Origin of the sequence: Enterocloster alcoholdehydrogenati (genome assembly GCF_013282095.1) — a bacterium.
Classification (GTDB): domain Bacteria; phylum Bacillota; class Clostridia; order Lachnospirales; family Lachnospiraceae; genus Enterocloster; species Enterocloster alcoholdehydrogenati.
In genome coordinates, this window is the sequence record NZ_BLTJ01000004.1 from 180,039 (window position 1) to 194,785 (window position 14,747).

Annotated in this window: 14 protein-coding genes; 13 read left to right on the forward strand and 1 reads right to left on the reverse strand. The window is 51.1% G+C overall.

Annotated features, from left to right (window positions below; all coding sequences use genetic code 11):
• Nucleotides 1–72 precede the first annotated feature (72 nt).
• Nucleotides 73–348, reverse strand: a complete 276-nt coding sequence (locus HW447_RS06400) for a type II toxin-antitoxin system HicB family antitoxin (protein WP_176254483.1) — start codon at nt 346–348, stop codon at nt 73–75.
• 220 nt (nt 349–568) lie between these two features.
• Here HW447_RS06400 and nagA point away from each other — a divergent pair, with 220 nt between their 5' ends.
• The 13 genes from nagA to gltX all read left to right on the forward strand — a co-directional run bounded on the left by nagA (nt 569) and on the right by gltX (nt 14,747).
• Nucleotides 569–1,708: an N-acetylglucosamine-6-phosphate deacetylase gene (gene nagA / locus HW447_RS06405; RefSeq protein ID WP_176254484.1), complete on the forward strand. Its 1,140-nt coding sequence runs from the start codon at nt 569–571 to the stop codon at nt 1,706–1,708.
• 168 nt (nt 1,709–1,876) lie between these two features.
• Nucleotides 1,877–2,344: a ribosome maturation factor RimP gene (locus HW447_RS06410; RefSeq protein ID WP_176254485.1), complete on the forward strand. Its 468-nt coding sequence runs from the start codon at nt 1,877–1,879 to the stop codon at nt 2,342–2,344.
• Between the two features lie 23 nt (nt 2,345–2,367).
• A complete protein-coding gene (gene nusA / locus HW447_RS06415) occupies nt 2,368–3,555 on the forward strand; it encodes a transcription termination factor NusA (RefSeq protein ID WP_176254486.1) in 1,188 nt (395 codons plus the stop codon).
• A 31-nt stretch (nt 3,556–3,586) separates the two neighbouring features.
• Nucleotides 3,587–3,862: an RNase P modulator RnpM gene (rnpM, locus tag HW447_RS06420; protein WP_176254487.1), complete on the forward strand. Its 276-nt coding sequence runs from the start codon at nt 3,587–3,589 to the stop codon at nt 3,860–3,862.
• Nucleotides 3,819–4,184 carry a L7Ae/L30e/S12e/Gadd45 family ribosomal protein gene (locus HW447_RS06425; protein WP_408609676.1) on the forward strand — a complete coding sequence of 122 codons (366 nt, stop codon included), beginning with the start codon at nt 3,819–3,821 and terminating at the stop codon, nt 4,182–4,184. Before rnpM ends, HW447_RS06425 begins: the two co-directional genes overlap by 44 nt.
• On the forward strand, nt 4,171–7,080 hold the full coding sequence (gene infB / locus HW447_RS06430; protein WP_176254489.1) for a translation initiation factor IF-2: 2,910 nt from the start codon (nt 4,171–4,173) through the stop codon (nt 7,078–7,080). Before HW447_RS06425 ends, infB begins: the two co-directional genes overlap by 14 nt.
• 37 nt (nt 7,081–7,117) lie before the next feature.
• Complete coding sequence (rbfA, locus tag HW447_RS06435; RefSeq protein WP_176254490.1) at nt 7,118–7,498, forward strand: 30S ribosome-binding factor RbfA; 381 nt, start codon at nt 7,118–7,120, stop codon at nt 7,496–7,498.
• Complete coding sequence (locus HW447_RS06440; RefSeq protein WP_176254491.1) at nt 7,499–8,467, forward strand: DHH family phosphoesterase; 969 nt, start codon at nt 7,499–7,501, stop codon at nt 8,465–8,467. It begins immediately after the preceding gene.
• On the forward strand, nt 8,468–9,424 hold the full coding sequence (gene truB, locus HW447_RS06445; RefSeq protein ID WP_176254492.1) for a tRNA pseudouridine(55) synthase TruB: 957 nt from the start codon (nt 8,468–8,470) through the stop codon (nt 9,422–9,424).
• Nucleotides 9,421–10,365: a bifunctional riboflavin kinase/FAD synthetase gene (locus HW447_RS06450; RefSeq protein ID WP_176254493.1), complete on the forward strand. Its 945-nt coding sequence runs from the start codon at nt 9,421–9,423 to the stop codon at nt 10,363–10,365. Before truB ends, HW447_RS06450 begins: the two co-directional genes overlap by 4 nt.
• Before the next feature lie 165 nt (nt 10,366–10,530).
• A complete protein-coding gene (rpsO, locus tag HW447_RS06460) occupies nt 10,531–10,797 on the forward strand; it encodes a 30S ribosomal protein S15 (protein ID WP_066543962.1) in 267 nt (88 codons plus the stop codon).
• Nucleotides 10,798–11,074: 277 nt separating this feature from the next.
• Nucleotides 11,075–13,168 (forward strand): polyribonucleotide nucleotidyltransferase, encoded by a 2,094-nt coding sequence (locus tag HW447_RS06465; protein ID WP_176254495.1) that lies wholly within the window; start codon nt 11,075–11,077, stop codon nt 13,166–13,168.
• A 130-nt stretch (nt 13,169–13,298) separates the two neighbouring features.
• Nucleotides 13,299–14,747 (forward strand): glutamate--tRNA ligase, encoded by a 1,449-nt coding sequence (gene gltX / locus HW447_RS06470; protein ID WP_176254496.1) that lies wholly within the window; start codon nt 13,299–13,301, stop codon nt 14,745–14,747.

The following is a 14,747-nucleotide window of genomic DNA, read 5'->3' on the forward strand; positions in this document are numbered from 1 at the left end:
CGCTTCTCCTTCTTTGAATATCAGGAACGTAAAAAGACAGTCTGATATCCTGTGGGGAGTGGTAATACGGTGTCAGTCATTATCCGGCAGCAGCTTGATCGTTACCATGATAAATTTGACAAAAGAGCCCTCTTCCAGTTCGATATCGTCCACATGGCTGGAAGGCGGGATATCACAGGCATCCTCTAATTCCACCGTGATCCAGTCTCTTGCGGCTTCTCTTGCGTTCTCTACGGCATCCTCCAGATCCGGGCCGTCGGCTACGCAGCATTCCAGATCCGGGAAGTAAGCGTGAAAGCCCTTGTCGTCTTTGTGGGGAGTAAAAACTGCGGGATATGTAAATGTCATTGAAAAATACCTCCAGTATTTGATGTGCATTGTGACTATTATACCCCAGTCGGTTTTGTTTGTACAGGCCGCATTTTGTTAAAAAGCAAAGACGGGATGGGAGGAGAGTGAAAGGTAAAAGAAAAATATTTTGTCTGGATTTGCAACTTGAAAAATAATTCCTGTGTGATATACTGAAACTAAAGAAAACGATGCAGTACGGCAGGAAAAGGAGAACAATATGCGTATTCAGGGAAAACATATATGGATCGCAGGTCAGTTTATGGCCGCGCAGCTGTTGATCGAGGAGGGAACCATAAGAGCGGTTCTTCCATACGGAGCCGGTGAGGCGGATGAGGATTACGGAGATAACCGGGTGCTTCCCGGCTTTATCGACATCCACACCCACGGCGCTTACGGCTATGACACAAATGATGCCCAGCCGGAGGGCTTAAGAGAGTGGATGCGCCGGATCCCAGAAGAGGGCGTTACATCCATTCTGCCTACCACGGTGACTCAGATGCCCGACGTCCTCACGAGAGCGGTATCCAGTGTGGCAGAGGTAGTGGAGGAGGGCTACGAGGGAGCCCAGATTTTGGGAATCCATTTTGAAGGCCCCTATCTTGATATGGATTATAAGGGAGCCCAGCCGCCGGAGGCTATTGCGTCTGCCTCTATCGAACAGTTTCAGATGTATCAGGAGGCGGCAAAGGGGCTGATCCGCTATATTACCCTTGCACCGGAGCACGATCCCGGCCATGCCCTGACCCGCTATTGTGCTTCTCACGGGGTGACCGTCAGCATGGGCCATTCCTCCGCTTCTTATGAAGAAGCTCTTCTGGGAATCGCCAACGGCGCCACCTCCATGACTCATGTGTATAATGGCATGACGCCTTATCATCACCGCAAGCCAGGGCTGGTGGGAACCGCACTCAGGGTCAGGGATATTTACGGGGAAGTGATCTGCGACGGCTGCCATTCCCATCTGGCGGCTTTAAATAACTTTTTTACAGCCAAGGGCCGTGATTACGCCGTTATGGTCAGCGATTCCCTTCGGGCAAAACACTGCCCGCCCGGCGGCAATTATCAGCTGGGCGGCCATGATATTGAGATCGGAGAGGACGGACTCGCAAGGCTGAAGGGAACAGACACGATTGCGGGAAGCACTCTGCGCATGAACCGGGGGCTTAAGATACTTATCGAGGAAGCCATGGTTCCGGTGGATGCAGCCATCAATTCCTGCACGTTAAATCCTGCCCGCTGTATTGGCGCAGACCGCACCAAGGGACGGATCGCAGCAGGCTGTGATGCCGATTTGGCTGTGCTGGATAGGGATTATAATGTGGTTCAGACCTGGTGCCGCGGCAGGAAGATGCTCTAAGACAGCAGAAGGCTGTTTTCTGCAAAAAGCCTGATTTTCATAAAAAAAGCTTGCATTTTGTGAGGTCTGATGGTATAGTATACGTGATAACAGATATTTTTACTGAAAGTAAGAGTGGGCGGCGGTCCACTCTTTCGTATTGTAAGGGAAAAGAAAGGTGGTGGAACGATGGCAAAGAAGGAAAGCTATGAGAGCAGAGTGGAGGCATTCCTCCTTCCTCTGATGGAAGAGAATCATTTCGAGCTGGTGGATGTAGAATATGTAAAGGAAGCAGGAACCTGGTACCTGCGCGCATACATTGACAAAGAAGGCGGCATTGCCGTAGATGACTGTGAGGTCATCAGCAGACAGCTGGGAGACTGGCTGGATAAAGAGGATTTTATTTCCGAAAGTTACATCCTGGAGGTAAGTTCTCCTGGTCTGGGACGTCCTTTAAAAAAGGAAAAGGACTATGTCCGCAGTATGGGCAGGGAGGTAGAGGTGCGTCTTTATAAGGCCATTGACCGTCAGAAGGAATTTACCGGTATTTTAAGCGCATATGATGATAAGACGGTCACTCTGACCATGGGAGACGGCAGCGCTCAGACCTTTGATAAAGCAGGGATTGCGCTGATCCGGCTGGCGTTTGATTTTTAAGAGGCATAGATAGGAGGATAATCATGAACAAGGAACTGTTAGAGGCGATGGAGATATTGGAAAAGGAGAAAAATATCTCTAAGGATACCATGATCGAGGCGATCGAGAATTCCCTTATCACCGCCTGCAAGAATCATTTCGGAAAGGCCGATAACGTAAGAGTGGCAATGAACCGTACCACAGGGGATTTCGCCGTGTATGCAGAGAAAACCGTGGTAGAGGAGGTGGCGGATCCGGTCATGGAGATCAGTCTGGCAGATGCCCGTATGATCAGTCCAAAGTATGTGCTGGGCGATACCGTACAGGTGCCCCTTGACTCTAAGAAATTTGGCCGTATCGCCACACAGAATGCGAAGAACGTGATCCTGCAGAAGATCCGCGAGGAAGAGCGCAAGGCCCTTTACAATGACTATTACAGCATGGAAAAGGATGTGGCAACCGGTATTGTTCAGCGTTATCTGGGCAGAAATATCAGTATTAACCTGGGCAAGGTAGACGCCATTTTAAATGAAAGTGAGCAGGTAAAGGGAGAGACCTTCCGCCCCACAGAGCATATCAAGGTCTACATCCTTGAAGTAAAGGACACTACCAAGGGACCAAGAATCTCTGTATCCAGAACGCATCCGGATCTGGTAAAGCGCCTTTTTGAGGAGGAGGTTTCCGAGGTTCATGACGGTACGGTAGAGATTAAGGCCATTGCAAGAGAGGCTGGTTCCCGTACAAAGATCGCCGTTATGTCAAACGATCCCGGTGTGGATCCCGTTGGCGCCTGCGTTGGTGTAAACGGAGCCAGAGTCAATGCCATTGTAAATGAGCTTCGCGGTGAAAAGATCGATATCATCAACTGGGATGAGAATCCGGCTTACCTGATCGAGAACGCATTAAGCCCTGCAAAGGTAATCTGCGTTGTGGCAGATGAGGAGGCAAGGGAAGCGCAGGTGATCGTGCCTGATTACCAGCTGTCCCTGGCCATCGGCAAAGAGGGACAGAACGCAAGACTGGCAGCTAGGCTGACCGGCTTTAAGATCGATATTAAGAGCGAAACCCAGGCAAAAGAAATGGGACTGTTTGAGCAGATGGGCTTACAGTACGGCGATAGCCCGGCTCCTTCCTATGAGGAAGAAGAGTATGCAGGCGAAGAGGAGTATGAAGTTTCCGGCCAGGAAAACGCGGTTCAGGATGACTACCAGGAAGAGAACGGCGAACAGTAGGAGGAGACCTAAGGATTAGGAGTGATAAAGAGTGAGTGGAAAGAAGATCCCGCTGAGGCAGTGCATCGGCTGCGGTGAGATGAAGAGCAAGAAGGAAATGATAAGAGTGATAAAGACCGCTGAGGGCGAGATCCTGTTAGACGCCACAGGCCGCAAAAACGGCAGAGGCGCTTACCTGTGCCCATCCATGGAATGTCTGAAAACGGCTGTCAAGGGCCGCGGACTGGAACGCTCCTTTAAAATGGCGATCCCCAAAGAGGTGTATGAGACTCTGGAAAAGGAGATGGAAGAGCTTGGTAAACAGTAAAAAGCTGCTGAGCCTGATTGGCCTTGCGACCAGGGCAAGAAAGGCGGTCAGCGGAGAATTTTCAACGGAAAAGTCCGTCAAAAGCGGCAGATCCCGCATGGTGATCGTATCAGAGGAGGCTTCGGACAACACAAAGAAAATGTTCACAAATATGTGTGCTCACTATAAAGTCCCGATCTATCTGTTTGGTACAAAGGATGAACTCGGTCATGCCATGGGGCAGGAGTTTCGGGCTTCCCTGTCTGTGGAGGACGCAGGGTTCGCAAAGTCAATGGCAGCACTGATGAATGTAAATGGAGGTAGTTTGAATGAGAGTAAGTGAACTGGCAAATGAACTGGGCAAGTCCAGTAAAGAGGTATTAGATATTGTGAAGCAGAAGGATCAGTCTGCCTCTCTGTTTGCCGCATCCAGCTTATCCGGAGACCAGGAAGCCATGGTGCGGGCGGCGGTGAATCAGAAAAAAGAAGCGCCTAAGACAGAAGGCGGAGCAAAGGCAGAGCCTGCAAAGAAGAAACTTACTGCTGTATTCCGTCCCCAGAACGCACAGCAGCAGTTAAAGCGTCCGGTTTCCAAACAGACGCCAAAGAAGGAAACGCCTGCCCAGACGGCCCCTGAGACGAAGGTTCAGGCGCAGTCAGCCGCCCCTGCCAGAGCAGAGGCACAGGGTGAGGAGCGCAGCCAGGGCGCACAGGCAAGAGATGGCCGCAGGGGCGATGGAAGAAGTCAGGGCGGATTTACCGGCGGCAGAGACGGAAACCGTGAGGGGCGTCAGAATACAGGCAGAGGCGACGGACGAAGCCGCGACGGAAGAGATGGCCGTTCTTTTGGAAACCGTGATGGAAGAGACGGCCGGCAGGGCGGATTTACCGGCAGCCGCGATGGAAACCGTGACGGAAGAACCGGCGGTTTCGGAGGAAGAGACGGAGGAAACCGCGATGGAAGGAATCAGGGCGGTTCCTTTGGAAATCGTGACGGAAGAGATGGCCGGCAGGGTGGATTTACCGGCGGCCGCGATGGAAACCGTGACGGAAGAACCGGCGGTTTCGGAGGAAGAGACGGAGGAAACCGCGATGGAAGGAATCAGGGCGGTTCCTTTGGAAATCGTGATGGAAGAAGCCAGGGCGGCTTTGGAAACAGAGACGGCCGCTCCGGCGGATTTGGCGGAAACCGTGACGGCCGTACCGGAGGCTTTGGCCGCGGAGGCGAGGATAAGGACAGGGATTCCAGAAACGGAGGCAACCGTGACAGCCGCCGTTTTGGCGGAAGAGACAGCGGTCGTTCTTCCTCCTTTGACAGTCCTATCCAGACAAAGCCAAGCAGCACCCGTCAGACCAACAAGAATGCTCATAAGAATGACCGTTTTGACAAGAGAGACAGGGATGAGGACGGAAAGAAGGCACCAAAGACAGGAAAGGGAGCTTTCATTATGCCGCAGCCTAAGAAGGAAGAGGCAAAGGTTGAGGATGTAAAGACCATCACCCTTCCAGAGCGTCTGACAATTAAGGAACTGGCGGATAAGATGAAGCTGCAGCCATCCGTGATTGTTAAGAAGCTTTTCTTAAAGGGTCAGATGGTAACCTTAAACCAGGAGATCGACTACGAGCAGGCAGAAGAGATCGCCATGGAATTTGACGTGCTCTGTGAACAGGAAGAAAAGGTGGACGTAATCGCCGAGCTTTTAAAGGAAGATGAGGAGAATGCAGAGGATATGGTTTCCAGACCGCCCGTTGTCTGCGTGATGGGTCACGTTGACCATGGTAAGACCTCTCTTCTGGATGCTATCCGCCAGACCAATGTAACTGCTAGAGAGGCAGGCGGCATCACCCAGCATATCGGTGCGTCTGTGATCGAGATGAATGACAGAAAGATCACTTTCTTAGATACACCGGGACATGAGGCATTTACAGCGATGCGTATGAGAGGCGCCCAGTCTACGGATATTGCCATCCTGGTAGTAGCGGCAGACGACGGCGTGATGCCTCAGACCGTAGAGGCGATCAACCATGCAAAGGCAGCCGGCGTTGAGATTATCGTTGCCATCAACAAGATCGACAAGCCCAGCGCCAATATAGATAAGGTAAAGCAGGAGTTATCCGAGTATGAGCTGATTCCTGAGGATTGGGGCGGCAGCACCATTTTCGTGCCTGTTTCCGCACATACAAAGGAAGGCGTCAAAGACCTTCTGGAAATGGTTCTTCTGACAGCGGATGTCCTTGAATTAAAGGCAAATCCAAACCGTAAGGGAAGAGGCCTTGTGATTGAGGCAGAGCTTGATAAGGGCAAGGGTCCTGTTGCCACCGTTCTGGTGCAGAAGGGAACCCTAAGAGTAGGTGAAACCATTGCGGCAGGAGCCTGCTATGGAAAGATCCGCGCCATGATGGATGACAGAGGCCGGAGAGTAAAAGAGGCAGGGCCATCCACACCTGTTGAAATCCTGGGCTTAAACGATGTTCCTCAGGCCGGAGAGGTCTTTGTTGCGACTGAGAATGAAAAAGAGGCAAGAAGCTTTGCAGAAACCTTCATTTCTGAGGGCAAGAACAAGCTGATTGAGGATACAAAGGCAAAACTGTCCTTAGATGACCTGTTCAGTCAGATCAAGGCAGGAAACGTAAAGGAACTGCCATTGATCATCAAGGCAGACGTACAGGGATCTGTAGAGGCAGTAAAACAGAGCCTCACAAAGCTCTCCAACGAAGAGGTAATGGTAAAGGTGATCCACGGCGGCGTAGGCGCTATCAACGAGTCCGACGTTTCCCTGGCATCTGCATCCAATGCTATTATCATTGGCTTCAATGTGCGTCCTGACACAACGGCCAAGTCTATTGCAGAGCGTGAAAAGGTAGACGTTCGTCTCTACAGGGTTATCTACCAGGCCATCGAGGATGTAGAGGCAGCTATGAAGGGTATGTTAGATCCCGTATTTGAGGAAAAGGTCATCGGCCATGCAGTAGTTCGCCAGCTGTTCAAGGCTTCCGGTGTAGGCACCATCGCAGGTTCCTATGTACTGGACGGAAAGTTCCAGAGAGGCTGCAGCTGCCGTATCACAAGAGAAGGAGAGCAGATCTACGAGGGCCCGTTAGCATCTCTGAAGCGTTTTAAGGATGATGTGAAGGAAGTAGCCGCAGGCTATGAGTGCGGTCTCGTATTTGAAAAGTTCAATGACTTAAGGGAAGATGACACCATTGAAGCCTATACCATGGTAGAGGTGCCAAGGTAGGCTTATTTCGGGCGATGCATACCGGAAAGGAATTATCATGCGTAAAAACAGCATCAAGAACACAAGGATCAATATGGAGGTTCAGAGGGAATTAAGCGAGATCATCCGGTCGGGGATCAAGGATCCGCGGATCCATCCCATGACCAGTGTGGTTGCCGTAGAGGTGACGCCAGATCTCAAATACTGCAAGGCATATATTAGTGTTCTGGGCGATGAGGAGGCTGCAAAGGCTACGGTTGAGGGCCTGCGCAGCGCCTCCTCCTTCGTGCGCAGGGAACTGGCAAAAAGAGTGAATCTGCGCAATACGCCCGAGATCAGGTTCATACTGGATCAGTCCATTGAATATGGTGTAAATATGTCAAGATTGATTGACGAGGTTACCAGAGATCTTCACGATGAGGAAGAGGAGGGACTGTAAATGACGGTTCTGGAACAGATGTTAGACGGCGCAGGCTCCGTTGTTATTCTGGGCCATGTGAGGCCAGACGGTGACTGTCTGGGATCCGCCCTGGGACTCTATCACTATCTGCAGATCAGCTGTCCGGATATACGGGCGGCTGTGTACCTGGAGGAAAGTTCGCCCAAGTTCAGCTATCTGAAAGGCTATGATGCCATCCGCCATCAGGCAGATGACGACAGCTATGAACTCTGCATCTGTTTAGACAGCGGGGACGAGGAGCGGCTGGGAGAGTTTGGGATCTATTTAAAAAGGGCAAAAAAGAGCCTGTGTCTGGATCATCACATTACCAATACCCGCTACTGCGAAGTCAATCTGGTGGCTGAAAATGCAAGCTCTACCTGTGAGGTTTTGTTTGAACAGCTGGATGAGGAAAAGATCGATAAAGCCGCTGCCGAGTGTCTCTATACAGGCCTGATTCACGATACAGGAGTGTTTAAATACTCCTGTACCAGTGCCCGTACCATGGAAATTGCGGGAAAGCTGATGGCAAAGGGGATTGATTTCGGAACCATTATTGACGACAGCTTTTATAAGAAAACCTATGTCCAGAATCAGATTCTGGGCAGGGCTCTCCTGGAGAGCGTTACGTTCTTTGATGGAAAATGTATTTTCAGTGCCCTTCGTCAGTCAGAAATGGAGTTTTATGGAGTAGACGGCAAGGATATGGATGGTATCATCGACCAGCTGCGCCTGACTGAGGGCGTGGAGGTTGCTATTTTCATGTACCAGACCGGACCACAGCAGTTTAAGGTCAGCCTGCGCTCTCACAGCCAGGTGGACGTGAGCCGGATTGCGGCCTATTTCGGCGGCGGCGGCCATGTCCGCGCGGCCGGCTGCACCATGTCTGGAAGGATTCATGACGTAGTTAATAACCTGTCTCTCCATATCGCCAGGCAGCTTGATGCGGCCGGCGGCCAGGAGGAATAAATGTATCACGGAATCATCAATGTATATAAGGAGCCGGGCTACACATCCCATGATGTGGTGGCCCGGCTCAGAGGGATTTTAAAGCAGAAAAAGATCGGCCATACCGGTACTCTCGATCCGGCGGCAGAAGGGGTTCTGCCGGTATGTCTGGGGATGGGAACCAGGCTCTGTGATATGCTGGCAGACCGGACAAAGACCTATGAGGCAGTGCTTCTTTTAGGCCGTTCCACAGACACCCAGGATACTACGGGCCTTACACTGACCCGGGATGAGACAGGGGCCCTGGCGCTGGATCCTCAGAAGGTCCGGGAGGTTATCCTGGGATTTAAGGGTGATTATGACCAGATTCCGCCCATGTATTCGGCCTTAAAGGTAGATGGAAAGAAACTCTGCGACCTGGCGCGGGCGGGAAAGGAAGTAGAGCGAAAGGCCAGGAGGGTGGAGATCCTGGACATTTCCATATTAAAGCTGGAACTGCCGCGGGTATCCATCCGCGTTACCTGTTCTAAGGGCACCTACATACGGACACTCTGCGATGATATCGGGAGGATCCTTGGGGTAGGCGGCTGTATGGAGCATCTGCTGCGCACAAGAGTAGACCGTTTTCAGGTGGAGGACAGCCTGAGGCTGGATCAGATTGAACAGCTGAGAGACCAGGGGGACATTGAAGGCTGCCTTTATACTGTAGAAGAGGCTTTAGAGGCTTATCCGGCGGTGTATACCCTGCCGGAAGGCGATAAGAATTTGAAAAACGGGAATCCTTGCTTTAGGCAGCTGCTGGATTCCGGGCGGTCCGCACCGCTGGAAACAGCGAAGGATGGAGACCGGTTCCGCTTTTACAACAGTGAGGGAATCTTTAAGGGAGTATACCAGTATCAGCAGGAAAAACACTGGTGGAAACCCTGGAAGATGTTTGACCTGGATCCCGATACCTTTAAGGGGGCAAAGAAACTATGAAATATATTGCAGACACCACAAAGTTTCAGCTGACAGAGCCTACGATCGTCACGCTGGGGAAATTTGACGGCAGACACAGAGGGCATCAGAAGCTTCTTCGGACGATGAAGGCGCTGAAGGAAAAAACGGGCTGGTCCACAGCTATTTTTACGTTTTCCATCGCCCCGGCCGCATGGATGAAGGGAGAGCCGGAAACGGTAATCACGACCAGCATGGAGCGCCGGCGCAACATGGAAAAAATGGATATTGACTATCTGGTGGAATACCCCTTTGACGATCAGGTGCGGCATATGGAGCCGGAGGAGTTCGTAAAGGACATCCTGGCAGGCAGAATGAAGGCTGCCGCCATTGTGGTGGGGCCGGACTGCAGCTTTGGCTATAAGGGAGCGGGAAACGCAGAACTTTTAAGAAAGCTGGCCGGTGTCTGCGGCTACAGCCTCTATGTGATCGAAAAGGAACAGGACGAGGACAGGCACAGGGATATCAGCAGCACCTATATCAGAGAGGAATTGGATAAAGGAAACGTAGCCAAGGCCAATGAGCTTTTGGGAGAGCCCTACGCCATCCACGGACAGGTAGTGCATGGGAACCATATCGGCGGCGCCGTACTGGGCTTTCCCACAGCGAATCTGATCCCGCCGCCGATCAAACGCCTTCCAAGATACGGGGTCTATGTTTCCAGAGTTCTGGTAGACGGCCGGTACTATGGCGGCGTCACAAACATCGGAAAAAAGCCTACGGTAGAAGGGGACAACCCGCCGGGAGCAGAGACCTTTATCATAGGCCTGGACCGCGATATCTACGGCAGTACCATTGAGGTACAGCTGCTTGATTTTATCCGGGGAGAAAAGAAGTTTGATTCCCTGGAGGAATTAAAGCAGCAGATCAGCCATGATAAAGAGACGGCTGTGCGTTTTTTCAGGGAGCATCCGGGGGAATGAAAGAAAGCGGGCTGAAAATATGAAAAACCAGTTTACAATCCCCGCTCCCTATGCTATACTTAGCCAGTATGAACAGACGCCGATCCCCCGTTGCCCGGTGACTCCAGCCGGCAGCCTGGTTTACGGTGAGATTCAGTAAATTTATTTTAACAGGAGGAAGTTACCATGATTTCTAAGGAAAAGAAAGCACAGATTATCGCAGAGTACGGCCGTAAGGCTGGAGACACAGGTTCACCAGAGGTTCAGATTGCTATTCTCACAGAGAGAATCACAGAGCTGACTGCTCATCTGCAGCAGAATCCAAAGGATCATCACTCCAGACGTGGTCTGCTGATGATGGTTGGTCAGAGAAGAGGTCTGTTAGACTACTTAAAGAAGACAGATCTGGAAGGCTACCGTGCACTGATCGAAAAGCTTGGCATCAGAAAGTAATTTCGGAAACACCAGGGTGGAGCGCAAGTTCCACCCTGTTTTACAACTGTGCGTATGAGAGTCAGGTACGTGCGGCGCGTTGGGGCTGTATGGATTTTTCATGCAGGGACACGCAAAAGAGAACATTTGCGGCAGCTGCAGAAGGTTCACTCCGGGACCGCTGATGTGTTCCAAAGGTTTCTTTGGCCCAGATCAGTAGTTTCGGCGTCTTTCTGTATCCCGGCAGATGTCTCGCTGTTTTCTGACCGGCTTAACAAAAAAGAAAAGGAGACAAACCATGTTTAAAAGTTTCAGTATGGATCTGGCTGGCCGTAAGCTGACCGTAGAGGTGGGCAGAGTGGCAGCGCAGGCAAACGGCGCAGCGTTTATGCACTACGGCGATACCGTTGTTCTTTCCACCGCAACTGCATCCTCCAAGCCCAGAGAGGGGATCGATTTCTTCCCCTTAAGCGTAGAGTATGAGGAGAAGCTGTACGCAGTCGGAAAGATCCCCGGCGGATTCAACAAAAGAGAGGGAAAGGCCTCTGAAAATGCCATTCTGACCTCCCGTGTTATCGACCGTCCGATGCGTCCGCTGTTCCCAAAGGACTACCGCAATGACGTAACCCTGGACAATGTAGTTATGTCTGTAGACCCGGACTGCAGCCCGGAACTGACTGCCATGTTAGGCTCTGCCATTGCAACCTGCATTTCCGATATTCCTTTTGACGGTCCCTGCGCAACCACTCAGGTAGGCCTTATTGACGGCGAGTTTGTCATCAACCCCACTGCAGATCAAAAGCGCGTATCCGATCTTGCTCTGACCGTGGCTTCCACCAGAGAAAAGGTGATCATGATCGAGGCAGGCGCCAACGAAGTTCCTGAGCAGAAGGTCCTTGACGCTATTTTTAAAGCTCATGAGGTTAATCAGGAGATCATCCGCTTCATTGATACCATCGCAGCGGAGTGCGGCAAGGAAAAGCATACCTATGAAAGCTGCGCTGTGCCGGAAGAACTCTTTGCGGCTATCCGGGAGCTGGTTCCTCATCAGGAGATGGAAGAGGCTGTATTTACCGATGACAAGCAGACCCGCGACAAGAACATGGATGCCATCACAGCCCGTCTGGAAGAGGCATTTGCAGAGAATGAAGAATGGCTGCCCTTAGTAGGAGACGCCATTTACCAGTATGAGAAAAAGACGGTCCGCAAGATGATCTTAAAGGACCACAGGCGTCCCGACGGCCGCGCCATTGATCAGATCCGTCCTCTGGCAGCCGAGATTGATCTTCTGCCGAGAGTGCATGGCTCCGGTATGTTCACCCGCGGTCAGACCCAGATTTTAAATGCCTGCACCCTGGCTCCTTTATCTGAGGCACAGAAAATTGACGGCATGGATGTAAATGAGACCAGCAAGCGCTATATGCACCACTATAACTTCCCCTCCTTCTCTGTAGGTGAGACAAAGCCAAGCAGAGGACCAGGCAGAAGAGAGATCGGACACGGCGCGCTGGCTGAGAGAGCCTTAGTTCCCGTTCTTCCAAGCGAGGAAGAGTTCCCATACGCCATCCGTACCGTATCTGAAACCATGGAGTCCAACGGTTCTACCTCCCAGGCAAGTATCTGCGCTTCTACCCTGTCCTTAATGGCAGCAGGCGTGCCGATTAAGGAAATGGTGGCAGGTATTTCCTGCGGCCTTGTAACCGGCGATACAGATGATGATTACATCGTTCTGACGGATATCCAGGGACTTGAGGACTTCTTCGGCGATATGGATTTTAAGGTAGGAGGCACAAAGAACGGCATTACCGCGATCCAGATGGATATCAAGATCCACGGCCTTACACGCCCCATCATCGAGGAGGCCATCGCAAGGACAAGACAGGCCAGAATGTATATTCTGGATGAGGTGATGAAACCTGTGATTTCCGAGCCGAGAAAGCATTTAAGCCCATATGCTCCAAAGATCAAGCAGATCTCCATTGATCCTCAGAAGATCGGTGATGTGGTAGGCAAGCAGGGCAAGGTGATCAACAAGATCATCGAGGAGACCGGTGTAAAGATCGACATCACAGACGATGGAGCCGTAAATGTGTGCGGCACAGACGAGGCTATGATCGACCGCGCTATCGATATCATCACCAGTATTGTTACTGATATCGAGGCTGGCATGGTATTTACAGGCAAGGTAGTCCGCATCATGAACTTCGGTGCCTTTGTACAGCTGGCCCCAAATAAGGACGGTATGGTTCATATTTCCAAGCTGTCCGATAAGAGAGTGGGCAAGGTAGAGGATGTGGTAAACATCGGAGACGAGGTTACTGTAAAGGTAACAGAAGTAGACAAGATGGGACGCATTAACCTGACCATGAGACCAAGCGATCTGGCAGAATAACAGGATGACAAAAGGAAAAGGCAGTGCCGTCAAAGGGGCATTGCCTTTTCTTAAAGGCCGTTATATAATGGACTTTGAAGCAGCATATTTTCAGATGGAAAAACTATAAAATTACGGGAGAAAACAGACCATGAAAGTAAGAACAAGGTATGCACCCAGTCCTACGGGCCGAATGCACGTAGGTAATTTAAGAACCGCTCTTTACGCCTATCTCATTGCCAAGCATGAGGGCGGCGATTTCCTTTTAAGAATCGAGGATACAGACCAGGAACGCTATGTAGAGGGAGCTGTAGACATTATCTACCGCACGATGGCTGAAACCGGTCTGATCCATGATGAAGGCCCTGACAAGGACGGCGGCTGCGGCCCCTATGTCCAGAGCGAGCGTCAGGCCTCAGGCATTTATATGGAGTATGCCAAGAAACTGGTGGAAAAGGGAGAGGCGTATTACTGTTTCTGCACGCCGGAGCGCTTAGAGTCCCTGCGAAAGAATGTAAACGGAGAGGAGATTATGTCCTATGACAAGCACTGCCTCCATTTATCAAAGGAAGAGGTAGAAGCTAACCTGGCGGCAGGAATCCCCTTTGTAATCCGCCAGAATAACCCCACTGAAGGCACGACCACGTTCCATGACGAGATCTACGGTGATATCACGGTGGATAATTCTGAACTGGACGATATGGTTCTGATCAAATCCGACGGCTATCCTACCTACAATTTTGCTAATGTTGTAGACGATCATCTGATGGGGATTACTCATGTAGTTCGTGGAAATGAGTACCTTTCTTCTTCTCCCAAGTATAACCGGCTCTACGATGCGTTCGGCTGGGAGGTTCCGGTTTATGTGCACTGTCCGCTGATTACAGATGAGAACCATCACAAGCTCAGCAAGCGCAGCGGCCATTCCTCCTTTGAGGATCTTATGGACCAGGGCTTTGTATCAGAGGCCGTGGTAAACTATGTGGCTCTTTTGGGCTGGTCCCCGGAGGGAAATCAGGAGATATTCTCGTTAGAGGAGATGATAAGGGAGTTCGACTACCGCCGTATGAGCAAATCCCCGGCTGTATTCGATATGACGAAACTGCGCTGGATGAACGGTGAATATATCAAGGCTATGGACTTTGACCGATTCTATGAGATGGCAGAGCCTTATATCCGCAGTGTGATTACAAAGGAACTGGATCTTAAGAAGATTGCGGCCATGGTAAAGACAAGAATCGAGGTATTCCCGGATATCCAGGGGCATATTGACTTCTTTGAGGCTCTTCCTGAGTATGATACTGCCATGTATACCCATAAGAAGATGAAAACAAACAGCGAAACCTCTCTCAAGGTTTTAAAGGACGTTCTTCCTTTGCTGGAGGCACAGAAGGATTACAGCAACGACGCGCTGTATGAGCTGCTGTCCGGGTATGTCAGCAATACTGAAGTAAAGACCGGCTTTGTCATGTGGCCTATCCGCACCGCCGTTTCAGGGAAGCAGATGACGCCTGCGGGAGCTACTGAGATCATGGAAGTGCTGGGAAAAGAGGAATCCCTGGCGCGCATCCGCAGGGGCATTGAGCTGCTGGAGGCATAG

Excerpts from the sequence above, each read along its gene's own strand:
- HW447_RS06425 (WP_408609676.1), top strand. The coding sequence starts at position 3,819 with ATGAGACTCTGGAAAAGGAGATGGAAGAGCTTGGTAAACAGTAAAAAG.
- gltX (WP_176254496.1), top strand. The coding sequence starts at position 13,299 with ATGAAAGTAAGAACAAGGTATGCACCCAGTCCTACGGGCCGAATGCAC.
- truB (WP_176254492.1), top strand. The coding sequence starts at position 8,468 with ATGTATCACGGAATCATCAATGTATATAAGGAGCCGGGCTACACATCC.
- rpsO (WP_066543962.1), top strand. The coding sequence starts at position 10,531 with ATGATTTCTAAGGAAAAGAAAGCACAGATTATCGCAGAGTACGGCCGT.
- HW447_RS06400 (WP_176254483.1), bottom strand. The coding sequence starts at position 348 with ATGACATTTACATATCCCGCAGTTTTTACTCCCCACAAAGACGACAAG.
- HW447_RS06410 (WP_176254485.1), top strand. The coding sequence starts at position 1,877 with ATGGCAAAGAAGGAAAGCTATGAGAGCAGAGTGGAGGCATTCCTCCTT.
- HW447_RS06465 (WP_176254495.1), top strand. The coding sequence starts at position 11,075 with ATGTTTAAAAGTTTCAGTATGGATCTGGCTGGCCGTAAGCTGACCGTA.
- infB (WP_176254489.1), top strand. The coding sequence starts at position 4,171 with ATGAGAGTAAGTGAACTGGCAAATGAACTGGGCAAGTCCAGTAAAGAG.
- nagA (WP_176254484.1), top strand. The coding sequence starts at position 569 with ATGCGTATTCAGGGAAAACATATATGGATCGCAGGTCAGTTTATGGCC.
- HW447_RS06440 (WP_176254491.1), top strand. The coding sequence starts at position 7,499 with ATGACGGTTCTGGAACAGATGTTAGACGGCGCAGGCTCCGTTGTTATT.
- nusA (WP_176254486.1), top strand. The coding sequence starts at position 2,368 with ATGAACAAGGAACTGTTAGAGGCGATGGAGATATTGGAAAAGGAGAAA.
- rbfA (WP_176254490.1), top strand. The coding sequence starts at position 7,118 with ATGCGTAAAAACAGCATCAAGAACACAAGGATCAATATGGAGGTTCAG.
- HW447_RS06450 (WP_176254493.1), top strand. The coding sequence starts at position 9,421 with ATGAAATATATTGCAGACACCACAAAGTTTCAGCTGACAGAGCCTACG.